The organism is Ferruginibacter sp., from assembly GCF_049840995.1.
GTDB lineage: Bacteria > Bacteroidota > Bacteroidia > Chitinophagales > Chitinophagaceae > Ferruginibacter.
Window position 1 is genome coordinate 1341164 of sequence record NZ_JASGIP010000003.1, and the last position, 25378, is coordinate 1366541.

The 25378-nt window shown below is 40.8% G+C and carries 23 protein-coding genes; 10 read left to right on the forward strand and 13 right to left on the reverse strand.

Annotated features, from left to right (window positions below; all coding sequences use genetic code 11):
• The first annotated feature begins 126 nt into the window (after window positions 1-126).
• Entirely contained in the window at window positions 127-720 is a 594-nt protein-coding gene (locus QM738_RS07590) for an ORF6N domain-containing protein (protein WP_462276082.1), read from the forward strand.
• A gap of 569 nt (window positions 721-1289) precedes the next feature.
• Window positions 1290-1763 carry an Lrp/AsnC ligand binding domain-containing protein gene (locus QM738_RS07595; RefSeq protein ID WP_462276083.1) on the forward strand — a complete coding sequence of 158 codons (474 nt, stop codon included), beginning with the start codon at window positions 1290-1292 and terminating at the stop codon, window positions 1761-1763.
• Between the two features lie 6 nt (window positions 1764-1769).
• Here the strand turns inward: QM738_RS07595 and QM738_RS07600 are convergent, their stop codons facing one another.
• The 4 genes from QM738_RS07600 to QM738_RS07615 form a co-directional block, all read right to left on the reverse strand.
• Window positions 1770-2252: a DinB family protein gene (locus tag QM738_RS07600; protein ID WP_462276084.1), complete on the reverse strand. Its 483-nt coding sequence runs from the start codon at window positions 2250-2252 to the stop codon at window positions 1770-1772.
• 47 nt (window positions 2253-2299) lie between these two features.
• Window positions 2300-3418: an ABC transporter permease gene (locus QM738_RS07605; protein WP_462276085.1), complete on the reverse strand. Its 1119-nt coding sequence runs from the start codon at window positions 3416-3418 to the stop codon at window positions 2300-2302.
• Window positions 3419-3488: 70 nt separating this feature from the next.
• Window positions 3489-4976: a malate:quinone oxidoreductase gene (locus tag QM738_RS07610; RefSeq protein ID WP_462276086.1), complete on the reverse strand. Its 1488-nt coding sequence runs from the start codon at window positions 4974-4976 to the stop codon at window positions 3489-3491.
• A 5-nt stretch (window positions 4977-4981) separates the two neighbouring features.
• Window positions 4982-6154 (reverse strand): glycosyltransferase, encoded by a 1173-nt coding sequence (locus tag QM738_RS07615; RefSeq protein WP_462276087.1) that lies wholly within the window; start codon window positions 6152-6154, stop codon window positions 4982-4984.
• 161 nt (window positions 6155-6315) lie between these two features.
• On the opposite strand from QM738_RS07615, the gene QM738_RS07620 reads away from it, so the two are divergent.
• Entirely contained in the window at window positions 6316-6756 is a 441-nt protein-coding gene (locus tag QM738_RS07620) for a MarR family winged helix-turn-helix transcriptional regulator (protein ID WP_462276088.1), read from the forward strand.
• 137 nt (window positions 6757-6893) lie between these two features.
• Complete coding sequence (locus tag QM738_RS07625) at window positions 6894-8687, forward strand: acyl-CoA dehydrogenase family protein (protein ID WP_462276089.1); 1794 nt, start codon at window positions 6894-6896, stop codon at window positions 8685-8687.
• Window positions 8688-8757: 70 nt separating this feature from the next.
• Here QM738_RS07625 and QM738_RS07630 read toward each other — a convergent pair whose 3' ends face one another.
• Both QM738_RS07630 and QM738_RS07635 read right to left on the reverse strand, forming a co-directional pair.
• Window positions 8758-10332, reverse strand: a complete 1575-nt coding sequence (locus QM738_RS07630; RefSeq protein ID WP_462276090.1) for a DUF6770 family protein — start codon at window positions 10330-10332, stop codon at window positions 8758-8760.
• A gap of 29 nt (window positions 10333-10361) precedes the next feature.
• The gene (locus QM738_RS07635) at window positions 10362-11738 is read right to left on the reverse strand and encodes a M48 family metalloprotease (protein ID WP_462276091.1); all 1377 of its coding nucleotides are present in this window, start codon (window positions 11736-11738) and stop codon (window positions 10362-10364) included.
• A 181-nt stretch (window positions 11739-11919) separates the two neighbouring features.
• On the opposite strand from QM738_RS07635, the gene QM738_RS07640 reads away from it, so the two are divergent.
• Window positions 11920-13617, forward strand: coding sequence for an N-acetylmuramoyl-L-alanine amidase (locus QM738_RS07640; RefSeq protein ID WP_462276092.1), 1698 nt, complete (start codon window positions 11920-11922; stop codon window positions 13615-13617).
• Window positions 13618-13622: 5 nt separating this feature from the next.
• On the opposite strand, the gene QM738_RS07645 is transcribed toward QM738_RS07640, so the two are convergent.
• Genes QM738_RS07645 through QM738_RS07655 form a run of 3 tightly spaced genes read right to left on the reverse strand, consistent with a single transcriptional unit; the run spans window position 13623 to window position 17343 of the window.
• Window positions 13623-14492 (reverse strand): hypothetical protein, encoded by an 870-nt coding sequence (locus QM738_RS07645; RefSeq protein WP_462276093.1) that lies wholly within the window; start codon window positions 14490-14492, stop codon window positions 13623-13625.
• Entirely contained in the window at window positions 14485-17019 is a 2535-nt protein-coding gene (locus tag QM738_RS07650) for an Hsp70 family protein (protein ID WP_462276094.1), read from the reverse strand. Before QM738_RS07650 ends, QM738_RS07645 begins: the two co-directional genes overlap by 8 nt.
• Before the next feature lie 9 nt (window positions 17020-17028).
• Window positions 17029-17343 (reverse strand): hypothetical protein, encoded by a 315-nt coding sequence (locus tag QM738_RS07655; RefSeq protein WP_462276095.1) that lies wholly within the window; start codon window positions 17341-17343, stop codon window positions 17029-17031.
• 145 nt (window positions 17344-17488) lie between these two features.
• Between QM738_RS07655 and QM738_RS07660 the strand changes: the two genes are divergently transcribed.
• A complete protein-coding gene (locus QM738_RS07660; RefSeq protein ID WP_462276096.1) occupies window positions 17489-17830 on the forward strand; it encodes a carboxymuconolactone decarboxylase family protein in 342 nt (113 codons plus the stop codon).
• A gap of 43 nt (window positions 17831-17873) precedes the next feature.
• Here QM738_RS07660 and QM738_RS07665 read toward each other — a convergent pair whose 3' ends face one another.
• Complete coding sequence (locus tag QM738_RS07665; RefSeq protein ID WP_462276097.1) at window positions 17874-18713, reverse strand: mechanosensitive ion channel family protein; 840 nt, start codon at window positions 18711-18713, stop codon at window positions 17874-17876.
• 124 nt (window positions 18714-18837) lie between these two features.
• On the opposite strand from QM738_RS07665, the gene QM738_RS07670 reads away from it, so the two are divergent.
• The 3 genes from QM738_RS07670 to QM738_RS07680 all read left to right on the forward strand — a co-directional run bounded on the left by QM738_RS07670 (window position 18838) and on the right by QM738_RS07680 (window position 21761).
• Window positions 18838-19872, forward strand: a complete 1035-nt coding sequence (locus QM738_RS07670; RefSeq protein ID WP_462276098.1) for a 2-oxoacid:ferredoxin oxidoreductase subunit beta — start codon at window positions 18838-18840, stop codon at window positions 19870-19872.
• Between the two features lie 262 nt (window positions 19873-20134).
• Window positions 20135-20974 carry a DUF6438 domain-containing protein gene (locus QM738_RS07675; protein WP_462276099.1) on the forward strand — a complete coding sequence of 280 codons (840 nt, stop codon included), beginning with the start codon at window positions 20135-20137 and terminating at the stop codon, window positions 20972-20974.
• Window positions 20975-21128: 154 nt separating this feature from the next.
• Window positions 21129-21761, forward strand: a complete 633-nt coding sequence (locus QM738_RS07680; RefSeq protein WP_462276100.1) for a hypothetical protein — start codon at window positions 21129-21131, stop codon at window positions 21759-21761.
• Window positions 21762-21907: 146 nt separating this feature from the next.
• Here QM738_RS07680 and QM738_RS07685 read toward each other — a convergent pair whose 3' ends face one another.
• Window positions 21908-22750 carry a hypothetical protein gene (locus QM738_RS07685; RefSeq protein WP_462276101.1) on the reverse strand — a complete coding sequence of 281 codons (843 nt, stop codon included), beginning with the start codon at window positions 22748-22750 and terminating at the stop codon, window positions 21908-21910.
• 277 nt (window positions 22751-23027) lie between these two features.
• On the opposite strand from QM738_RS07685, the gene QM738_RS07690 reads away from it, so the two are divergent.
• Window positions 23028-23630, forward strand: coding sequence for a hypothetical protein (locus QM738_RS07690; protein WP_462276102.1), 603 nt, complete (start codon window positions 23028-23030; stop codon window positions 23628-23630).
• A gap of 9 nt (window positions 23631-23639) precedes the next feature.
• Here QM738_RS07690 and QM738_RS07695 read toward each other — a convergent pair whose 3' ends face one another.
• Both QM738_RS07695 and QM738_RS07700 read right to left on the reverse strand, forming a co-directional pair.
• On the reverse strand, window positions 23640-24236 hold the full coding sequence (locus QM738_RS07695; protein ID WP_462276103.1) for a hypothetical protein: 597 nt from the start codon (window positions 24234-24236) through the stop codon (window positions 23640-23642).
• Window positions 24237-24239: 3 nt separating this feature from the next.
• On the reverse strand, window positions 24240-25232 hold the full coding sequence (locus QM738_RS07700; RefSeq protein WP_462276104.1) for an aspartate-semialdehyde dehydrogenase: 993 nt from the start codon (window positions 25230-25232) through the stop codon (window positions 24240-24242).
• Window positions 25233-25378: the final 146 nt, after the last annotated feature.

Consider the following 25378-nt stretch of genomic DNA (forward strand, 5'->3'; position numbering starts at 1 on the left):
AACATTATGCAAAAAATCAGCACAGCCCGTTGATAAAATGGATAAATGGTAGAGGAATGTTAAACGAATCAATTCGTATGGTACATGCAACCTTTTGTCACAGGATTTTCAACTTAAAACTAATAAATGATAAAAATGAACCTGGAGATAATACATCCCAAAATATTTGAAATAAGAGGGCAAAAGGTGATGCTGGATTTTGACCTAGCCGAACTATACGAAGTAGAAACAAGAGCCCTTAACCAATCTATTAAACGTAATGCAGGTAAGTTCCCAGAGGATTTTATGTTTAGGCTAACGACAGGTGAATGGGAGGCTATCCGGGAGCAGATTGATTCTTTAGTAAAGCATAAAATTCCATCATCACAAATTGTGATGATGGAATTTCCTAAAAACCGTACAGGAAAATACCTTCCTTACGTCTTTACAGAACATGGGGTAACCATGCTGGCAAGTGTATTAAAAAGCAAAAAAGCAATTGACATGAACATCGCAATTGTCCGTGCATTTATTGCCATGCGGCATTTTGCCAATAACCACAAAGACCTGTTTGAACAGATCAATGATCTGCGAAAAGAAATGCAGGTGCGTTTAGGGGAACATGATACGCAACTGGCAGCAATTTATGATGCACTTGAAAGCCTATTGGATAAAAAGCAGGAAGAAAATGAAGCAAAGGAAAACTGGAAAACAAGAGAAAGGATCGGGTTTAAGAAATAAAAAGCCTTGGTTAAAAAAGGCGGCTTTTAAAAGTTGTAGGGGGAGGAATCGGATCCGCCGCGGCGGACAGTTAGTCCCGATGCATCGGGACATAAAGTTCGTTGGTCGGCCCCGGTCGTCTCGCCTAAGGCGAGACTGTAAAAACGGCTCTATGCTTCGTTTATCCTGTTATCCCCACCCTCGAGACAAGAGGGCCGCTGCCAAAAATTTCATCACCAAAATAAAAAAGCCTTCGTCGTTAAACGAAGGCTTTTGATGCTGTAGGGGGAGGGATCGAACCTCCACGAGGCAGTTAGCTAAAGCACAAAGTTCGGTGGTCGACCCCGGTCGCTCTTACATTGCTGCAAAAACGGCTCTATGCTTCGTTTATCCTGTTATCCCCACCCTCGAGACAAGAGGGCATGTCTGCCAAAAATTTCATCACCCCACAGTGTAATTAAGAACTAATAGAACACAAAAATAGAGCAGGAAAATCTAATTTAAAAATAATTCAATAAAAATTTTGAAAATATAGAAATTGTTCAAATATTTGCAGTATCGATTGCAATAATGCTAATAAAATATCTAAAATGGCAACAAAATTAAATCTTGACAAGCTGGATCTGCAGATCATTCACGAGATGATGGAGACCGCTGAAATCTCTTACGCCGACCTGGGAAAAAAACTGTTTGTGAGCGGCGGTACCATACATGTGCGTATCAAAAAACTACAGGAATTCGGTATCGTCAAAGGTACAAGGTTAAACGTTGATTTAAAACAATTGGGCTATGATATTACTGCTTTTGTGGGCATTTACCTGGAAAAAAGCTCCTTGTACGATAGTGTTGCAAAGGACCTGATGAAGATACCCGAGATCGTACGCCTGAATTATATTACCGGTAATTACAGCATGTTCATCGAGATTGTTACCAAGGATATCAACCAGCTTCGTTTTGTACTGCACGACGAGCTGCAAAAGATAAAAGGTATTGAACGTACCGAAACCTTTATTTCGCTGGAAGAAGGTTTTAACCGCAACGTGCAGGTAGCACCCGGGGAATAACAAATTTTATTGCAGAAAAATAAGTTGATTGTGATGGCCTGCCAAATGACTGGTGCGGCTGAGCATCACATTTAAGCGGTTGCGGTGTGGCTCGTTCTTAAAAGCCTCTTCGCTTACTGCAGTATGTTTTTGTAGCCATTCGGCCGGTGCAAGTTGGGCAAATTGTTTGGCCAATGCTTCATTTACTGTTGACCAATAGCTCCTTAATTCTTTTACAGTTGGTTTTTGCAGGCCCGATTTGTCGGGGTTCTTTATAAAAACTTCTTCCAGTTGCGGATATAATCTCTCACCTAAACCTAGTAACGGCAACATAGCATCATGTACTGCAGCAAGATGCCCCAAAAGATAAACACCCGTGTTCCTTCCCGGCGAAACTTCTTTCTGCAACTGCTCATCCGAAAGCGCTTCAAATAATTTATGGGTTCTGCCGATATGGGCATTCCAGGAATCGAGGATCATTTTTACTATTAAGGCCTGCTGATCGTTCATTTTATTTAGTTTTAAAACATAAACATCACTGAAAGAATATTGTTCGGTTAAATTGAAGTTGTTTTTACATCCACTGCATCTCTTAAACCATTGCCCAGTAAATTAAAGGCCAATACCAGCAGCATAATGGCAAAACCCGGCACCAGCGCCAGCATAGGATTGTGTGTAATAATAAAATTGTAATTCTCTTTTATCATTAACCCCCAGCTGGGTTGTGGTGGCTGTACACCGATGCCCAAAAAACTAAGCCCGGCTTCCACAATGATGGCTGTTGCAAAATTGCTGGCAGCAATCACCAGTATCGGCCCAAGTATATTGGGTAAAATATGCTTGGCAATGATCCTGGTATTGGTAAAGCCCAATGCTTTGGCAGCCTGTACAAACTCCAGTTCTTTTACAGCCATTACCTGTCCACGCACCAGGCGGGCTACGCTCACCCACATGGTCAACCCTACCGCAATAAATATCTGCCAGAAACCTTTGCCCATGGCCAGTGTAATGGCAAATACCAACAGTAGGGTAGGTATGCTCCAGGTAACATTTACCAGCCACATCACCACTTCATCCACCCAGCCTTTAAAATAACCTGCCAATGCACCGAGTATAATACCCAGCGTTAAAGAAATAAGCACCGCGATCAACCCAACGGCAAGGCTTACACGAGTACCAATTATTAAGCGGCTTAAAATATCCCTTCCGAATTTATCGGTGCCCAGCCAGTATTTTTTTGTTACGAATAATTCAGGTAATGCTTCAGCAGCGTGATTCTGCATTAATGACTTTACTGCATAGGCCATTCTTACCGAAGTATCTTCATCGATGTATTTATTGATCACTATCGAATCGGTGGAAGCATTATCCTTAGGGTTGCCGGAAACGGGGATAAGACGGTAATTCAGTTTTTTTCCATTCAATAATACAGTAAACCAGTTGCCTTCCTCCTTTTCACCATCATACAGCTTCAGGAACTTTTGGGTATAGCCCGGTTTTTTGGCCTGTATCTCTACTGTTTGCAGGTCGGCATTGGAAGAATTGTCCGGCGCTATTAAATAACCAAATATTGCGAGCAGGAAAGCTATGCAGATGATGAACAAGCCGATAAGAGCGCCTTTATTTTTTTTAAGGCGCTTCCAGGTTTGTTGTTTAAATGAAAAAGATGGCTGCATGTTTAAAAATAAGCTACAAGTAACAAGCTGCAAGGGAAAAAAAGCATAAATGATTACCAACACTCATTATTCACGAATTCAGCTGCAAAACATCTCCCGTCCATTCCCTTATTTCCTGGCAAAGTAATTCATACTCCTCCCATTTTTTTCCAAAGGTGGGGATCATGGTTTTTAATTTCGATTGCCATTCGGCTGATTCGTAATTTTCTTTGAAACAGGTTTTTAGAATATTCATCATAATGGGTACTGCGGTTGAAGCTCCCGGGGAAGCGCCCAGCAAAGCAGCCACAGAACCATCCGCAGCACAAACCAACTCGGTACCAAATTCCAGCACACCACCTTCTTTTTCATCTTTTTTAATTACCTGCACCCGCTGACCTGCTATCTCCAGTTCCCAATCTCCTTTTTTAGCATTGGGGTAATATTCTTTCAGTGCATCGATCCTGTCATCATCCGATTGCGTTACCTGCTGTATCAAATATTTTGTAAGCGGCAGATTGTGCCAGCCTGCTGCCAGCATGGGCACCATATTGTGCCATTCAATACTTTTGGGCAGATCGAAATAAGAACCGTTCTTTAAAAATTTAGTGCTGAAACCTGCAAAGGGCCCAAACAGTAATTCTTTTTTACCATCAATGATCCTTGTATCCAGGTGTGGCACGCTCATGGGTGGCGAACCAACGCTTGCCTTACCATATACTTTTACAGCATGCTGCTGAATGATATAAGGGTTGATACATTTTAGCCATTGACCGCTCACCGGGAAACCACCATAACCTTTTGCTTCTTCAATATCCGATTTCTCTAAAAGCGCTAATGCTCCACCACCGGCTCCTATAAAAACAAAATCAGCGGTTGTTTCAATGGTATCATCTTCTTTTAAATTTTCAATAGTAAGCTGCCATTTGCCATTGTCATCCTTTTCCAGGTCTCTCACTTCGTGATGCAGGTACAATGTTACGTCCGGTAAATTTTGTACATGCTCAAACATTACATGAGTGAGTGCACCAAAATTTACATCGGTGCCGATATCCATTTTTGTAGCCGCACATTTTTCGCCGGGATCTCTTCCTTCCATTACCAACGGCATCCATTTTTTTAATTCTTCCGGTTTATCAGAGAATTGCATACCACTGAATAATTTATTGGCGCTCATGGCGTCAAAACGTTTTTTTAAATACGCCACATTTTCTGCTCCCCACACAAAACTTAAATGGGGCACATGATTGATAAAACTTTTGGGTGATGCAATATATTTTTGCTGCACCAGGTAAGCCCAGAATTGCTTGGATATCTCGAATTGCGCTGCAATTTTAATGGCTTTGGAAATATCGACATTACCATCTTCTTTTTCAGGACTGTAATTCAATTCGCAGAATGCGGAATGGCCTGTACCTGCATTGTTCCATGCATCGGAACTTTCGCCGGCAGTTTTATCCAGCCTTTCAAAAATGGTAATGGCAACATCCGGCATCAGTTCTTTCAGCAGCACGGCCAGCGTGGCGCTCATGATACCGGCGCCGATCAAAACGATATTGGTGTTTTTATTTATCGTCATGTTTGTTATTTAACGTTCCTGTTCTTCCAGTTATACGATCCAAATTTACCGAGCCATCCTGCAATAACCGTGTATACAATATGAAAAGGCTGCATCAACGGAAACCACAGCAACAATTTTGCTTTGTTGAAAAACCTTGCCACGGGCCACAAAAATAAAAGTTCTGCAATTGTTTTTATTGCCAGCATCCACAACCATATTTCGATCATGGAAAATTGTAACCCGGCCAATGTGTACGTACTACTGACAGCCAAAGCAGAAAAAGGCCATAATAATAAAGCAACATTCAATAGATATACCAGCAATAATACCCAAAAGATCCTCTTGTCGTCATACTTATCTGCCTTGCTGGCCCAGCGGATACGCTGGTTAAAAAATTCTTTAATAGTATGCACTGGTGCTGTTTGTACTATTACTTCTTTAGATCTTAAAAATAAAACACCCGATGGATATGCTTTAAATATTTTGTGCATCAGCAGCATATCGTCGCCACTTGCAATATTATCGATGCCTTCAAAACCATTTACTGCTGTAAAGGCTTTTTTGGTATAAGCCAGGTTGGCGCCGTTGCACATGCTGTGAAATTTTTTGTACACCGAAGCACCTGTAATTCCCTGTAACGTCATAAAATCGAGTGACTGGAATACTTCGATAAAACGGCTGCTGTTATTGATCGCAACAGGCATCACAATGAATGCTGCGTTTGTTTTTTTGTAAAATGCAGCAATGGTTTGCAACCAGTTGGGTGGCACAATGCAATCTGCATCGGTAGCTACGATCAATTCGCCTGTAGATTGTTTTACCGCCACTTCAATGGCCTTTTTTTTATAAGCGATCGTACCTGTAGTAATAAAATCTTTTAATGAAAGCAGGCGAATACAAGGATTGTTCATGGATGATACAATGGCAGCAGTATTATCAGTTGAGTGATCGTCCACAACTATTATTTGAAATAATGTTGCAGGATATGATTGGTTGAGAACGGAATTGAGTACAGATTTTATATTTCTTTCTTCATTCCGCGCAGGGATAATAATTGAAATAAAGGGTTGAGGTTCGTTGTATATGGACGCTGCCTTAAATTCAGGTATAGCAATCCAGCTTTTCCAGTAAAAAAGTATGAACAGGCAGTAAAGTAATAATAAAAACAATAGAATAATAAGTATCCCCTGGTGCATAGTTAGCTGTGCATCAGAGTGATACCGTGAAATATCAACGGGGATTCAGCAGGCTATAAATTAATAACTTACCGGTCTCCTACTCCCTGAACGTTTACGCAAAAATAAATTTTAAATTCTCAAATGAATTATTATCTTTGTTTAGTTGCATAAACAACTATATGCCCAACAACCAATTTAAGAAAGGCGAACTCTACAGCTTTATAACAGGCAAAGCCAGCACGGCCATAGGCAGACGATTGCAGAAGAATTTTAAACAGGCCAATATTGAAATAACGATCGAACAATGGAGTGTACTATATCATTTGTGGAAAGAGGATGGATTAAGCCAGCAGCAATTATGCGATGCTACCTTCAGGGATAAGCCCAGCATTACAAGACTGGTGGATAATCTTGAAAAAGTAAAGCTGGTAAAACGCAATGCTTCCAAAGAAGACCGGAGGATAAACATGATCGTGCTGACGGATGAAGGCAGAGAGCTGGAAGAAAAATGCATGGCGATCGCCAATACCACTTTAAATGAAGCGCTGGAAGGTGTGACCAACGGGCAGATAGAAATTGCAAAGGAAGTATTGCAGATGGTGTATGATAATTTAAAATAGTTACGGGTTAAAAAAGTTACGGGTTGCGGGTTATTGGATCGTTGGTTTGATAATTGACATTCAAAATATTCGCAAACGATCCAACAACCCGCAACTCCTTTAACTCGTAACTTCTTAAAAAGAAAAAACTTTCTATTATGAATACAACAACAGCAACCACAGCATCACTAAAAGGTGGTGAATGGTTAATTAAGGAAAGCAATGCTTTTGAAACCTACACTCCCGAAGATTTTAACGAGGAGCAACTGATGGTAAAAGATATGTGCCTGCAGTTCCTGGGGTCGGAAGTGTTGCCGATAGTTGATCGCCTAGATAAGATGGAGGAAGGTTTGATGCCTTCTTTAATGGTAAAGGCCGGAGAACAGGGCCTGTTGGGCGCTTCGGTGCCGGAAGCATTGGGTGGTTTGGGAAAAGATTTTATTACTTCCACCCTGGTGAATGAAGGATTGGGTGGTGGCTATTCTTTTAGCGTGGCAGTGGCAGCGCATACGGGTATTGGCACTTTGCCTATTTTATATTTTGGTACTGAGGCACAAAAAGAAAAATACATTCCCAAGTTAGCCACCGGCGAATGGAAAGGCGCTTACGGACTAACGGAGCCGAATAGCGGCAGTGATGCATTGGGTGCAAAGACCACCGCAAAACTGAGCGATGATGGCAAACATTATATACTGAACGGGCAAAAATGCTGGATCACTAATGGAGGTTTTGCAGATGTGTACACAGTTTTTGCAAAGATAGACGGTGATAAATTTTCTGCCTTTATTGTTGAAAGGGGTTTTGAAGGTTTTACACAGGGACCAGAGGAACATAAAATGGGTATCAAAGGTTCTTCAACCGTACAATTGTATTTCCAGGATTGCAAAGTGCCTGCAGAAAATCTTTTAGGTGAAATTGGTAAGGGCCATGTGATCGCATTTAATATTTTAAATATCGGCAGACTTAAATTATGTGCAGCTGCAGTAGGCGCCAGCAAAATGTCGGCGGGTATTGCGGTGGATTATGCCAAAACCCGGGAGCAGTTTAAAACACCGATCGCAAATTTTGGCGCTATCAAGTACAAACTAGCGGAAATGGCTATACGCATTTTTGCAAGTGAAAGCGCATTGTACCGCACCAGCAAATGGGTGGATGACAAAGAAGTGGAACTGGCTGCAGCGGGTAAACCTTTTAACGAAGCGCTGCTGGGTGGTGCAGAAGAATACGCCGTGGAATGCGCTATTTTAAAAGTGCATGGCAGTGAAGTGCTGGATTACGTGGTGGACGAAAGTGTGCAGATACACGGTGGTAACGGCTTTAGTGATGAATATGCTGCCAGCCGTGGCTACAGGGACAGCCGTATTAACCGCATATATGAAGGCACCAATGAGATCAACCGCCTGCTTACAGTGGATATGATATTGAAAAGAGCGATGAAAGGTAAACTAGACCTGATGGGGCCGGCAATGGCAGTTAGTAAAGAACTGATGAGCATTCCTGAATTTGGTAATGACGATGATACAGCATTTGCAAAAGAACGCAAGGCCATTGTGAACATGAAGAAGGCAATATTAATGGTTGCCGGAGCAGCAGTACAAAAACTGATGATGAAAATCAGTGATGAACAGGAAATACTGATGAATATTGCAGATATGGCCATTGAAACGTTTGAAGCAGAAAGCACACTGCTGCGTGTAATGAAAATGGTGGATAAACAAGGCGAAGCTGCCGTACAAACGCAGATAGATATGATGCGCTGCTACCTGAATGATGCAGTGGATAAAGTAAATAAAGCAGGTAAAGAAGCTATCAATGCATTTGCCGGCGGTGACGAACAACGTATGATGCTGCTGGGCTTAAAACGCTTTACAAAAGCAGAACCTTTTAACAGTAAGGATGCCCGCAGAAGAATTGCAGATAAAATGATTGAGGCCAATAAATACCCTTGGTAATAATGGTTTGAGTAAAATAAAAAAATCTCGCTTTAAGCGAGATTTTTTTATTGGTGAAATATTTTATAGCCTAGTTCATTTTTTCCAATCTCATCTCAAGACGTTTGTCTTTTTTGAAATACTCCATGATCATGATAGAGCCTGTTTTTGCAGGAAACACCCTTAACCATTTTGCTTTGGAACTTAATTCAATACGGTCGGTGGTGGTTTTGCCGCCATCGTAGGTAATGGAATTAAAGGTTTGCCCTTTAAAGTCCTTGCTTTTTTCGTAATCGTGGTAGCCTACTGAAAAGCGGGAATGTTCTTTATTGGTTTGTGTAAAATCATAATCAAAATCTCTCCATGCTTTTATCATTAATGCCATGGTATGTGGTGAAAGATAGCCTGCACCACCCGGTAATTCAACACTGTTATTGTTCTTGTCGTATATCTGTGCACCCTTTACTTCAAATTTGTTGTTGAACTGGATGGTGATGAGGTCCGTGATCTTTATTTTAAAAGCACTTATATTGGATCGTCCTCCGCCGAGTCCGCTTAAGATATTAGACGCCATACCTAAACCACTCACTACTTTTTTATAACCTTCACCAATGGCAAAAAAATTGCCGTCGCTGGTTTGTAATACTTTGTGGAAATAGATATAGCCTACATCTGCCACCCTTCCTTTTTTATCTAAAGAAAGATATTTACCAATTTCATTTTCCCATGAATTGTATTTTTTGTTGGTGATCTTTCCGTCGCCATCAATCGTCCATGCAGCAAGGCCCAGGCTGGCATCTTTCATTACTTTTCCATCGGGTTCGTAATAAGTGCCCAGTAACAATACATCCGATGAGCCGGCGATTGTAGAGATATTCATCGGGTAAAATTTATAATCCTCTGCTTCGGTGGATATTTCAAATTTCTTTTTACCGGTGGCAATATCTAATCCCAACAACCAGGAATGTGCCTGGTTGGAAAGCAGCTTTTTTTGTTTTACCACTTCAAATAAAATGGTAGTTTCGTTAGCGCCGAGGTAAATGGCATTACAGAATTTGTCATCCTGTTCTTCCGCAGCTTCGTATGACCATTGCTTTTTTTGATCAGTAAAAAAGAAATTCACTTCGTAACTGTAATATTTTCCTTCTTTAACAGGAAATACGGTGGTAAAACCTTTGTCACCCACACTGAACAATGCTTCATTGGAACCTTCTTCGCTTTTTTCGCCATAGGTTTGTTCAATTAAATTACGGCTGCGCTTGGTAAGCTCTTTTGTGTAAGTTGATTTTATTTTGCCGTCAAAGCCATAGGCCCTGTATTCCAGGGTTTTTTCTTTGTCATTAAAAAACAAGAACATGATGGAATTGCCATTGTAGCTCGACTCCAATATCTCCACGTTCTTATCATCTTCAAAAACAATATCCTTTACCTTATTCAGATTATTATCCAGTATCTGAACGGTGTATTCATTTGTTTTTCTATCAACCTTATCAGAAATGTAAAAAGTAAAATATCCTTTCAGCTCCTCGCCGTCCATGATTTCGCCGGAGTTGCGGATATAGATCTGCTTTACATTTTCAATGCTGAGTTTTCCCTGGGCAAAATTGCTTTTGCTTGCAAACAAAAGCCCCAGTAGTAAAATGGGTTTTAAAATAGCTCTTTTCATTTTGGTGGTGGTTTTAATGAAATGATTAATTATGGGTTTTTAAAATTGATTTTACTTTGATTATAGGCAGCTGCAAAATCCTTATCAGCTGCAAAAGTTGCTTCATGCTGTTTTAAAAAATAATAGCCTATAGAAGCCATATCCTGCAGGTTGAGCTTCTGAATAAATTCCAGTAAGCTGTTATAATTCTTTTCTCCCATCGGAGATGGAAGGCTTACAATATTATTCAGTGTATGATCTTTCTGATGTTCGTATAAAAGATTGAAGCATTTGCCAATTGTGGTCACCACGTAAGCATTGGAAGGATCCTGCTTGTACAATTCCATGGCAAGGTAAAGGCATCGGCTTATACGCTTGCTGTTGATGCAATAAGGAAGTGTTTCCAGTGCAAAAAGGCGCTGCAGTTTTTTAAACTCTGCTTCATCCACCATGAATTTTTTGGCAGCCGCATTGCTGATCATTTTTACGGATGGCTCCAGCCTTGCAATCCTTACTTTACAATCGGGATGTGTCTTTAATGAATCTTCGTCCTTATCCACCGGCTTATTATCAGCAGAGATACCAAAAAACGCTTCTTCTTTTTTTATCCATTTGTTTTGAAATGGATACTCGGGAAAATTAAAAAGTGTGCGCATGCCTTCTTCTGCATTGTAAGTATCCTTGTCGATATTATCTAAAATGGCCAGGCAAGCCAGCGATTCTGTAACATCAAATCCCGTGCTCTTCATAAACACCAGCCCCATGGAATCTGCTTCTGATTCATGCTGGCGGCCATGTCTTCTCCCCGAAAATACCACACCTTTTTCCAGTTTGGCAAGCTCCTTGTTTCTTTCGTATTGTTGCTTTTTCAGTTCTTTTAAACGGGCCTGGAACTCTTCGGAATATAATGTACTGATATAATGATCGATGGCTTTGTTGCTGTGATTCAAATAAAGATGTGCCAGCTCGTGACATAAAGTAAATACTACCTGGCTTTCGTTCTGCAGTTTTATGAACAGGCCAATATTAAAAACAATGGTGCCTTCGCCGGTGCTGAATGCATTGGGCCAGTAAGCCCGGGAAAAAAGAAAATGTGTGCCCAGTGTTCTTAATTGCGGGTTGGCTTTGAAAATTTCGTTTACCAGTGAGGTAAGGTATTTATTGGTTTCTTCGGTAAAGATGAATTCTTTATCGGTAAACATCTGGTTGATGAAAGCAATCCGCTCCCGGTACATGCCCACGGTGTATTTTTTATTTTCGCCCTGTATAGAAACACTGTCTTTAAGATAGTTATCGCGGATGGCTTTTTTTATTACATCCAGTTGCAGCGAATCGTCTTTAAAAGGAGTATAAGATGCCGGTTGCTGGGCATGAATAAAAGACACAGTACTAAAGATGATACAAAGGGTGGAAAGCAGTTTGCGCATGGTTTATTAGTGCAAATTGGGTTAAAACAAATATAATGTGTTTCCCATTTCGCAGGTAGTATTAATAGTTAAAAATCTAAAATATATTTTAACCCTTCGTAAAGAAATAAATGCGATAATTTTATAGCTATTTAAGAATAACATGAGATATATCATCTTTATAACCTGTTTTTTTATTGGCATGGTAGCAGTTGGCCAAAACGGCGAAAGGCCTTTTATTAAACTGGTAGAGCCTTTAAAGGAAAAGAACAATGTAAGGGCTTCCCGTAATTTTTTAATTGGCAGTACCTGTAAAACCTGTGCGCTGGTAATGAATGGTAAACCTGTTACGGTATATCCAACAGGCGCTTTTGCGATTGAAGTTAATTTGGTGCCCGGCGATACTGTTTTCAATCTTGCCGCAGGCGTTAACGAAAACAGCCGTACTTCCAAAAGTATCAGTTATCATTATGCGCTGCCCGAGCCGCCGGATACCGTTAAAACGCTCGGCATTGCCAGCATAGAAACTTTTCCGGAAGGTAACCTGATGGTACAACCGGGAGATAAAATAAAATTTAAAGTAAAAGCTTTAACAGGTTGTACGGTAACCGCAGCAAAAAAGATCCAACTGTTCGAAATGCCGGTTGGTATGCCGGGTATTTACCAGGGGGAGTATACCGTTAAGGAAACCGACAGTTTTTTAGTCAGCAAATTACCCATCACCATTACCGATAAAAGCGGCAACAGTATCACTAAAGAAACTGCTGCAACTGTAACGATGTTCTCGCCTTATAATCCTACCATTGCTGTTACCAAAGGAAGATTGGCGCATTTGTTATTTGGCCTGGGTGAAGACCGACTGGGAGGCGCCAAGATCGGCTACCTGGATTCGATGGTGTTGCTGCATGTAATTGGAAAAGTAGGTACTAAATACAAACTGCAGTTATCAAAATACCGCACTGCTTTTATTGATGATGATGCGGTGGAGTTTTTACCCAAAGGTAATTTTACACCGGAATCACTTACCGGAAATTTAAGAGCGTATGGTGATTCTTCAGGTGATTATGTAACTGTGGGGCTTACTGCAAGATTGCCTTATCAATCCTTTCAGCTTATCGACCCTTCAAAGATAGTAGTGGATGTATTTGGCGCCACCAATAATACCAATTGGATAACCCAACTGGAAAATGTACGGGAGATTAAAAATGTGTATTACGAACAGGTGGAAGATGAAATATTTCGTGTAACCGTTGAGTTAAGGAACCCGCAGCACTGGGGCCACCAGGTTTTTTATAAAGGCAATATGCTGGTGATAAAAATAAAACCACAGCCGCAAAACCTGTCGCTGGATCATTTGACCATTGCGGTGGATGCCGGGCATGGCGGCAGCAACACCGGTGCAGGCGGGCCCACCGGTTCATCAGAAAAGGCACTGGCGCTGGCTGTATCTTTAAAACTGCAGAAAACATTGCAACAGCTGGGTGCAAAAGTGATCATGACCAGGACCACCGAAAAATTTGTGGACAATAAAGAACGCATTTTATTTTACCGTGACAGCGTGCCCGATCTTTTGATCAGTATTCACTTAAATTCTTCTGCCGACCCGATAAGGATAAGCGGTACGAGTACGTATTACCGTTATGTTGGCTTCCGCAACCTGAGCCAGGATATTTATAAACGCATGCTGGAACTGGGTTTGAAAGAATATGGCAATACCGGCAGCTTTAATTTTATGCTCAACAGCCCGATAGAATACCCCAATGCGTTGGTGGAAACATTGTTCATCAGTAACCCGGAAGATGAGATGAAGATACTGGATGAAGGCTTTCAGCAGCAGATAGCCGATAAGATCGTGCTGGGTATAAAAGATTTTTTAGAAAGTTGTAAAGAAAAAAAATGAGGGGACTAATTACAACCACCCGATGCAATAACTCTTAGCAATATAATGGCCACCCAAATGATCCAGCCGTAATTGCTGCCCGAGCTTACTTTGGGGTTGAATACTTTATCATTGTTCAAAATTGTATCCCGCAGGTGCGATGGCAACTCCCGCAAACGCACCAGTCCCTGGCTGATCGTCCAGCAATCGGCCTTATGTGTTTTTTGGATTTTTACTGTAAGGTTAATCAGATCGATCGCAATATCCGTACGGAAATGATCCAGCTCTGCCGGAAGATTGTTTAAAAAGTCATCCCAGCCAGAAGTTCTCCAGGGTTGCACCCTTGTACGGAAAGTGCCGTAATTTTCTTTGCTGATATTTCGGAACAGCCGCACATTTTCTTCCAGGAATACACGCAAGGAACGAAAGCCTTCTTCTCTTTCCATAGGCTGTAAAAAATCTTCAAACAACAACAGTGTGGATGCTTCGTATAATTTTCCTTCGTTGAGCATGCCTCTTGACAAGTGATTGAAAGGTGCTGCAAAATAAGGCGAGAAGAATTCGTCGAATGCTTTATCGTTCTGGAATTTATCAAATTCTGTTTTAAGGTAATTGAGATTGCCGGTATTTTTTTCAATAACAGAAAGAATAGTGGGGCATTCCCAGATGCGCTGGTGGTATTTTAAACGATCCCCGAAATCCGGCCTTTCGATCTCTTCTAAAACATCGGTCTTATTATAGGTATAACCGTCGATCTCGATAAAACCTGTTTTGGCAAAATCAAATTCTGCCACCAGTTGTTTTTTTATCCTGGATACATTTATTACTCCGTCGCTGATCTCTACGGAACAGTGTTGAAATAACCTTATGGGTGATATATACTGTTTACTAGCCAATGCCGGTTCCTTTAAAATCAATATGATGGTTGGTGCGTACTACTTTTATCAATGCAGAAATGCTGAATACATGTCTCCTGAACTCTGCATATTTTTCTTTTTCCAAAGCTGCATCGGCCATCTTCATGATGGAACGGGCGCCGTTATAATCTTTGAACACTTCCGGTTCGTAGCCCTTGTATTCGATAAAGCGTGCAATTAAAAAACTGGTGGTGTTGCTCAATGCCTGCCGGTACAGATCGTTCAGCTGGCGGATCTTATTTTCTACAACAGAAACGTTCTTGGAATGGATGAATGAATTCTCTGACTGTTCAATTTTGGTGAACTGTTTTTTCAATTCTTCTTTTTCAAAATCGGCTGTATTGATGGCCTGCTGCACTACTTCTTTTGCCTGGAAATATTCTTCTATCATCCCGGCAATCCTTTCATTACCACCCAGCTTATCGTACTCTTTGGAGATACGGGTTATCTTTTCGGCAATAATGTATTTCTCATCCGACTTATCCTTTTCTTTTAATTTGAACAGCTTTGTTTTTACCGATTGCAACTCATCCAGCAATGCAGTGGCTTTTATCTCCCACACTGTATCAGAATTGTATTGAAATCCTCTTACCGTATCAGCCAGTTCCGATTCCAGTTGTGCATATTGTTCCTTTAAGCGAGGTATGTTGATCTGTTTTTCAGAAATAGAAAAAACATTTTTGAATTCCTGTTGTGTCATCACCAGGAAAACAACGGTGTTCAATACCCTTGAATCGGTAAGGTGTATCTGTATCTCGATATCAGAACCTTTGATGAGATCCGACTGCAGGTCCTTACCCGATATTTCGATGCAGCCAATGGTAAGGTTGGAGGAAGCACGGGAGTTTTTATCTCCTTCCAGTATATTGATGATGATCGAATCCTTGCTGCCCTTTTTGATGGTCTTCGATATTTCCCTGTACAAAGTTCTTTTTTGCGGCAACAATGAATTACGTTCAAAGATGGCTTCCAGCTTGGTAGTCTTATTTTCCACATCATCCACTTCAATGCAGATATCATGCGGCAGCGGTTGTCCGTCGATGTTATACATGCCCTGCGTAATGCTGATCTCCTGTTTTAAAGCGGCTATCTCGTTGTTATTGTTGTCGTAAACCTGCAGCGTAAATAAATTATTCATGCCGGGTATCAAGGGCAGAAATTCTGTCTTCTTTGGCTTTAATGTTACAAAGCCTGTATCAAATCCACCATCCGCTCTTGTTACACGGTAGGTCTTATTCTCCAGGTCGCCGGTGCAGCTGATCAGCAGCACTTCTTCCTTATCGCGGGAAGAACGGCTGTAATTGATGTCTATCTGCATATCTACCGGTGTGCTGAAATCAACACTGGCCAGTATATCGTCTGCAATTTTTTCTTCCACTCCCGGAGTTGCAGCAACTGCCGGCTCGTAATATTTATTGCCTGCATAATAGGCAGCGCCCACTGCAACTGAAGTAGTGGGATCGACCGAATAATTTAATGTAATGCCGGTTTGTGTTGCCAGCTGCTCCCTTACCTGTGGTAAAAAAGTACTGCCGCCTACTAAAATAATTTCGTTGATATCTTTTGCAGCAAGCTGGTTGTTCTGCAAAACTTTGTTAAGCAATAAAATAGTTTCATTTACCAGCGGTGCAAATATCCTGTCTACTGCTTCACGGGTAATGGTGATATTAAAATCGTAAGGCTTATCATTCAATACCGCAGAAAATTCAATGCTGGTGGAAGGAGCGGAGGATAATTCTTTTTTCGCTTCTTCCGCATAATACATCACCTGGTAATACAGCATTTCGTATTTACCATATTTTACCCGGAACTCTTCTTCAAAATTTGCAATACCGGTTTGTTTGATTATTTCGGGAATGATGATATGATCGATGATGGCAAAATCAAAATCAAGACCACCTAAAAAATTATTGCCTTCATGATCCACTATCTTCAGCTCATCCTGGTTGGAGCGTATCAAGGCCACATCAAAAGTGCCGCCGCCCAGGTCGTATACCAGCCAGTGGCCATCCGATTTTTCTTTCGTGTTCTCGTTAAAAAAGGCGAGGCAGGCAGCAATGGGTTCCTGTAAAAGGAATACTTCTTTAAAACCCGCTTCCTGTCCGGCTTTTAAGGTGGCGTTGCTTTGCATACTGTCGAACGAAGCAGGGATGGTGATCACGGCTGCATCTACCGGTTCGGAAGGAGGTACAAACTTTTTCAGTTCTTTCAATACCAGTGCGGAAAGTTCTACGGGGGTTACATTATCATCAATATTTACTACGTAATATTTTTCATCGGTACCCATCTTGCGTTTAAAACCGCCGAATACATTCACTGCATCTTTAGCCAAATATTCTCTTGCTTTATCGCCCACTAATATCCTGTCGGGGCGATACGCCACAACCGAAGCCAGTGTTTCTTTTTGCCCGATAGGATTTTTATAGACATGCACCTTACTGTTTTCATACCTGGCTATTAAAGAATTGGTGGTACCTAAGTCAATACCGAAGTTTACGGATTTCATTTTGCCGGTTTAATTTTTTTCTACAAGTACCACAGCTTTTTGCACTAACTGAACAGCGCTGTCGGCCTTTTTATAAATAATGGGCTTGAGGGTTTTGGTAATTTTCATTTTAGCGGCCACACTGCCCACAATGCTTGCTTCGCAATCCGTGCGGGAGTCGTTGTAAGTTTCATTGGTAGGGTCTTGTATAATAAAGCCATCTTCCTCAAATATAGCAGAAAGCCGGTTAAAATTCCTTTCAAAACCCTGGGCTTGTCCCAGTTCTTTTATTTTGTACTGAATTTCAAACAGTTGATTGATGATCTGCAGGGTATTATTGCTCATGGCCATTATTTACCGGGTAAAAATAACGCTTTTTTGGAGGGCGGGGAAATGTAATGCCGGAAATGGGGAAAGGAGGATCTTGAATTTTAAACCTAACTTTAAAATGGAAATTATAAAAGCCTATTTCTAAAAACAATTATAAAAAATGAGCTTAGTACAAGAATTCAACGACTACCGCACTAAAATGAACGAGGTTATTTTAAGTAAAGATAACCTGGTGATAAAACGCCTGTGGAATTTAGATACCAACACCTATGCCGCCGGTGCACTGGATGTAAAAACAAAAGAGCTGATGGGCTTAGTGGCAAGCATGGTGCTGCGCTGCGACGATTGCATCAAATATCACCTGGGCAAAGCACATGAGTTGAACGTGACCACCGACGAAATGTATGAAGTATTTGCAGTGGCCAATATTGTAGGCGGCACTATTGTGATACCGCATACCCGCAGGGCAGCAGAGTATTGGGAAGAACTGGTAAGTATGTAAAAAATAACAGGCAGTTTGAATGCTGCCTGTTATGATAAGATATTTATTTATTGATGATAACACGATGCGGCACGGGCCCGTTGATACCATTGGCATCAAAAGCATTCTTTACAATTTCCTGCACACCAAAATATACGTCCCAGTAATCGGATTGTGCTGTGTAAGGCCTTATGGCAAGGGTTATCATACCATCGCCTACTTTTAATACACTTACTTCGGGCGGCGGTGTTTGTAAAACTTTTGGATGCGTAAGCATGGCGCCGATCGCCACCTGCCTTGCTTTTTCAATATTCATGGTTGGGTCGATAGCCATCACAAGGTCTACCCTTAAATTGCCATGTGTGCTGTAGTTGATAATGGCACCCGTGCTTAAAGGGCCATTGGGCAGTATCACGGTTTTATTATCCGGGCTCAGTAATATGGTATTAAAAATGGCCTGTTCTTTTACGGTGCCGATCTGCCCCTGTGCTTCAATAAGATCACCCACTTTAAAAGGTTTGAATACCAGCATCATTACGCCACCCGCCAGGTTGCCCAGCGAGCCGTTGAGTGCGGCGCCAATGGCCAGGCCGGCACCAGCTATCAATGCAGCAAAAGCGCTGGTTTCCACACCTACCACGCCCAGCACGGTTACCAGCAGCAGTATGGTAAGCACTACTTTTACCAGGCTGGCCAAAAAGGTTTGCAGGGAGGGTTCATAATGTTTGGCCATCAGCACCCTGGATATCATACGGGTGATGCGGCGGATGATCCAGCTGCCCACCAGGTAGATCAATACGGCAGCAGCCAGTTTAGGGCCCCAGGTAAAGGCCATTTCTTTCAATCGGCCCAGGTAATCTAAAGAAGCACTGGTAACTGAAGGGGGTATTTGTAAAAGATCCATAAAGTTTTACCCAGAAGACTATAAAGCGGGCTACGGGGTTGCAAATACCGTTAATTTTTTAATTATAAAAGGTTATTTAAAAATTAATTCGGAACTTAGCCCATACTCAATTGAAAAGAATATTATGGCAGAAACAGCAACGGTTGCTACACCCTTAACCTCAAAAGATTTTGTAACCGACCAGGAAGTGCGCTGGTGCCCCGGTTGCGGTGATTATTCCATTTTAGCACAGGTACAAAAAGTAATGCCCACGCTGGGTATTCCTAAAGAGAATATTGTAATTGTAAGCGGTATCGGCTGCAGCAGCCGTTTTCCGTATTACATGAATACCTATGGTATGCACAGTATCCATGGCCGTGCCACAGCAGTTGCCAGTGGTTTAAAAGCTGCCCGGCCCGAACTGAGTGTGTGGGTGGTGACCGGTGATGGCGACAGTTTAAGCATTGGTGGTAACCATACCATCCATTTGCTGCGCAGGAATTTTGATATCAACATTCTGTTGTTCAACAACCAGATATATGGACTGACCAAGGGCCAGTATTCGCCCACATCAGAAGAAAATAAAATTACCAAGAGCACCCCTTACGGCAGTATCGATCATCCGTTCAATCCACTGGCGCTTGCCATGGGTGCAGATGCCAGCTTTATTGCACGTACTATGGACAGGGATCCCAAACACCTGCAGGCCATGTTGCTCCGTTCGCAGGCACATAAGGGCGCTTCGTTTTTAGAGATCTATCAAAACTGCAACATCTTTAATGATGGCGCTTTTGAAATATTTACCGAAAAAAGCACCAAGGCAGATGAAGTGTTGTTTTTAGAGCAGGGGAAACCGTTAGTATTTGGCGCCACACAAAATAAAGGTATCAAACTGGATGGTTTTAAACCGGTGATCGTTGATCTTGCCGCAGGCGCCAGCACCGATGATCTATGGGTGCATGATGAAAAAGATTTTTATAAAGCACAGATACTGATCCGCATGTTTGATGATCCGAGGCTGGAAGGGCATTTACCAAGACCATTTGGTGTGTTCTATGAAACGGAAAGGGCCTGCTACGAAGATGTGATGCAGCTGCAGATAGATGATATCATTGCCAAAAGAGGTAAGGGCGACCTGGATAAATTATTAAAGGGCAATGAGACCTGGGTGATCAGTTAAGTAATTTGAAATGATAAATGAACAGCAACTTTTGGGTTGCTGTTTTTGTTTGTGTTGACGATTGCTGTGCGCTTTTGTATTTTCTTTTAATAAAAAAGTATTATTTTGAGATAGCCCGAAAAGATCCGTATATTCTTTGTAACCGGTTTTTCAAAGCTTTTATTGACGATGACAATGGCCTTTGCTATGGGTGAAGGTATGTTAATGCGAGTGAGGCCGATGAAGCCAAAACTTAAATCAAGCTATATAGATGGATATAATTATGAAACTCTTTGTTACTATAGTTTTATTGTGCCTGGTAAATACCTTGCATGCTAACAGGATAGATTCGTTAAAGTCTGACAGAGAAGTTATAGCATTTGTGTCAGAGCTTGCATTGAAAGATTACAACTCTGAAATTTATACTATTTCATTTAGAAAAAAAGGGTCATCCCCTGATGAAGTTCAATGCGAGAAAACTTTTTTTAAAAGTGATAATAAAAACTGGGAAAAGGCAGATTTTAACCGGGACAACTTAACTGACCTGTTTGCAATAGTAAGCCTGGAATATAAAAACAATGCCGAACCCTTTTATAAATGCTTTGCCATTGTTGATAATGGCCGGGGGCAGTTTATTGTTCACGAAATAGATAATTTCCCTCCAACCTCATGTAATATAGTAAAGCTGATTTATATTGATGAGCAACCGGCAATTGTTTTTGGGCATTACAGAACACGATATACTACAGACAGCCTTTTCGACATAGATACACCTTATGCGAACGACCCTCCGCACAATGCAGTAAAATATATTGACACACTGGTATACAAATATGAAAGTTTTATTGAGTTAAATCGGGATTTAAAGAACCAAAAGATCAAGTCAATATTTTTTGAAACCGGGATTTGTTTTGGGCAATGCCCTGTATTCAATATGAGCGTTTATGATGATGGCTCGGCAAAATATGCAGCAATTGGATATAACAGCAAGACAGGGGATTTTAAAGCGACGATTAGTAAAGACAAAATGGACAGCCTGATGGGATTAATCAATTATCTTAATATTTTAAGCCTCGATAACTTATATGCCACCCAGGCAACAATCTTCCTGCCTGTAAACTAAAAGTGGTTTTCGCCGACGGCAGTAGTAAGGCGATATTTGATTACGGTGAAGCAGGAAGTTTTGGATTAATACGGCTTTACCAATTATTCTTTGACTTGCGTGATAATCAGAACTGGAAATAAATATAACTATGCGACAATTTTTATTTTTTATTATGTCAATTTCCTTCACACAGTTTTCTTTTGCACAAAATAAAAACTGCAATTGCCCCGAAAATAACCTGGGTGCAACAGGCAAGGCGAATAAAGTATATTCTTTTAAGAATGGAAAAACGATCGGGCTTTGTGGTACCGTTGAGGCAGGCAAAAAAGATGTTGCTTATTCGGAATTTATTTTGTTCCAGTGCGGTAAGAATAAGATACTTCAAGAATGGGATGCAACTGAAACCTGTAATATATTAATGAAGAATGATACCTTAACGGTGCAGGAACTATACGGCCTTGCAATTAATAAGCAGCAGCAGATCAAGTGGGTGCCATTTTATATTACCAGGTATTATTTTGACAGTGCTGCAATAAAGCATACCTCTTTTTTTAAAAGAGACCTGCCAAAATACACCACAACTGTGATACGCAGAATACTGAACAGTTATAATAAACTGACAAAGCAAACTGCCGGCGATAGTATTTTACTGACCGCACACAGGTTGTTCTGGGCCTATGTATCGGGTAGCCAGAGAGCAGGAAGATACCTGGATAGTTTTGAAAAGAAATTCGGACCTTTTGATGGCGCTGTTGCCGAAGAGTATCATGATCTGTGGTCGACCTACCAGTTGTATAAAAAATAAGAAGCTGAAGTTAAAAGAAACGAAATGCGATGTTGATACCCAATGACTTTATAGATTTTTTATTTTGGTTTAAAGAAGTAACGGAAGCATCCTGGGCAAAAAAGCAACAATTAAAGGAACAATAATTTTGGGTTGCTGTTTTTGTTTTACTCTTTTTTTATTATTGTCTGGGCTTCCGGCTGGTAATTCCCTTTTAAAACTTCTTTAATATCATTTTGCAATTTTTTGAAGTCTATGTTTTCATTATAAGTGTATGCATATAAGGTACCACTTACTTCATTTTTTGCTGTTTCGAGGCGCTTTGTTAATACGTAATCAAATTTAATTGAAGGATCAATTTTATGGAACATTAAAACATGCAGCCTGAAAAGCTGTTCTTTATCAGTGCCGTCAGCGTTTGTACTATAAACATAGTAAACCACTTTTGAAAAACTGCTTTCATTTCGATTCTGAGGTAGATCTGCATACCATTCGTACCCCCAAACATTTTTGCCATCCCACTTGAAAAAGGAGAAATTAAAATATTTACCTATAGTGCTTTGAGGTAATTTCTTTTCTTTATAGGCAGTGTATAAAATATCCTTATACTTTTGCGCCTTGTCAATTTGCCCTAAACCATAGTATGACACAATGATATTTTTTACCATCCAGTATTCTCTCTCACCGAATTTTTCATCAAAAACCGGTTTCCCCTTTTCTATTAGCTTCAATGCTTCCAGTCCATAAGCTAAAGAGCTGTCAAATATTTCCTTATCCCTAAATATTTTCTCTACCTGAGTTGTTGCATTTACATAGTCCCACAGAATGTAATTATAAATGGTGTCGCTTAAATCGCATTGGGGCTCTATTTCTTTTAGTATTTTATAGGCATTTGAAAAGTTGTCTTCTCTTAATGAACTTGCTGCGACTTTGTATTTTTCTAAAATACCTGTCTGCCCATACATGCATGATGATACTACTAAAAATAAAATGATGAATTTTGTTTTCATTGTTTTCTCTCTTTTAATGTTCTATAAACTAAAGGATTTAAGCAACAGCATTTCAACAGCTGTGTTGTTTTTAACAGGAAGGTTACGGAAAATATGACTTCAGTTTTCTTATTAAGAAGCGAAACTTTCGAAGCTTAATTAAAGATATCAATTATAATGGATATTCAGTAATGGGCCTTAACTAATTTTAAACGTAGTGGTATACCATGCTTTCAATAAGCCTCTTTTATCTTTAAGCAGCATTTTATTGCATAAAGGCATCCTTATTAAAATGAGTTTGAAAAAGATATTGATACTACCCATAGGTTTTATACTCATCCATGTATTATACATCGGGTGCTGCAAATGCGTGGAAGGAAATTTTCACCGGGAGCTTTCTTCTACAAGGGCGTTGGAATACAGCCACTCAGGCCAGGATGTAAAAGATACGGTGAAAGTGATGGATACTTTTTTTGCCAGCATACAGTTCAATTATACGCTTATTGCAAAACGCACGGTTAATCCCATGGCGCAGTTTGTAAACGCCGCTTATGCCACCCGGTGCAATTGTGGCAATTATACCGATTCGGGTTACCGGTACAAAATAGATTCGCTGGTAATAACCAGCAACAATGATTTTAAAGGGATATCAGCAGGGCAGAATATCAGCAGTTTTTTTAAGACGGGCTATGCGGCTTATTACAATGGCAGCACTACTATAAGTTATCCAACGGTGCCTCAATTGATAGACAGTTTAAATGCCAATCCACATTACGATAACATCAACTTATTTACACAGCCCGGCAATATGCCTGCAAAAGCGCATCGTTTTAAATATATCATTTACAGCAATGGACGCAGCTATGCAGCGGAGAGTGGAAAACTGGTGCTGTGGCAATAATTGTTATGCTTATTCTTTCTCCCAAATCCTGCTTACCCTTCCATTAGTTCGCACTACGGCATAACTATTTTCGCTGGCCAGTTTTAAAATACGCCTGCGCAGTAATTGCGGGTAAAAAAAGGAGACCCATTTACCCATACGGGTCCTTTGTTTTACAATGCCGGCATCTTCCAGTACATCATAAGTGGCGGCAGCGCAGCGCATGCCGAATACAGCATAATCGTAAGGGCTTTTTTGCAGGTAACTGTTTACGGTGGCTTTCAGTTTGTTGTAGTGGACATCATCCACAGGTATCAATACTGTGGCGTATTTTAATGAAACGGTGTCTTTGATCCATTTTGACTTTTGATCGGCACGGAAATAACCATTGGCTTTTTCTTTTTTACCAAACACATGGCAATTGCCTCCGGGTTGAAAGCCGATGATGCTGTCGCCGGTTTCAATAGTTACATGGCCACCCTTGATGCCGCCGAACCATTTTTTTTCGGTGCCCTTGTAACCCTTTGCAGGTTTGGAACCATATAAAAAGTGCACAGCAATAGTTTGCTGTGCACTAATTGTATTGAACAGAAAAAAACTGCCCAGTATTAAAACCAGTTTTGTCATTGTTTACAAAAGGCTGTTAGCCAGTAAATATTCTGCGATCTGTACGGCATTGGTAGCAGCGCCCTTACGCAGGTTATCACTCACTATCCAGCAGTTTAAAGTGTTAGGTTGTGTTTCGTCCCTTCTTATCCTGCCCACAAAGGTTTCATCTTTTTCGTGAGCGGTCAAAGGCATAGGATATACAAAGTTCGCAATATCATCCTGCACTACAACACCCGGTGCATTACTTAACAAATTTCTAACTTCGGCCAGGTCAAAATCGTTCTCAAACTCAATATTCACACTTTCACTGTGCCCGCCCATTACCGGTATACGCACGGTGGTAGCGGTTACTTTAATACTGTCATCACCAATGATCTTCTTGGTCTCATTAGTCATTTTCATTTCTTCTTTGGTATAACCATTGTCCAAAAACACATCTATTTGAGGTATTGCATTCAGGTCGATAGGATATTTATACGCCATTGCACCATCAGTAATGCCGTTTCTTTCGTTCATCAGCTGGTCCACCGCTTTTACGCCGGTACCTGTCACGCTCTGGTAAGTACTTACTACTACTCTTTTAATTTTATATTTTTCGTGCAATGGTTTTAATACCACCACCATCTGTATGGTAGAACAGTTAGGGTTGGCAATGATCTTATCAGCTGCAGTCAATACGTTGGCATTTACTTCGGGCACCACTAATTTTTTGGTAGGGTCCATACGCCATGCACTGGAGTTATCAATAACTGTAATGCCGGCTTCGGCAAATTGAGGAGCCAGTTCCAGCGAAGTGCTGCCGCCTGCAGAAAATATAGCTACAGCAGGTTTGGCTGCAATGGCATCGGCATAACTTACCACCTTATACTTTTTTCCCTTGAATTCCACTTCTTTACCAATGGATCTTTCAGAAGCCACCGGTATCAGTTCATCTACCGGAAAATTTCTTTCTGCCAATACCTGTAACATTTTGCTGCCTACTAAACCAGTGGCGCCTACTACTGCAACTTTCATAATTTGTTTCCCCCCGTTCTCTTTTTAAAGAGGTTTTTAATGGTTAAAAAAAAGCCTTCCCGTTTAGGAAGGCCTGTACTTATTTTAAACATAAAACAAATCACACCTTCTCTGCGGGAAAAGATTTCTTAGAATGTTTTATGTGT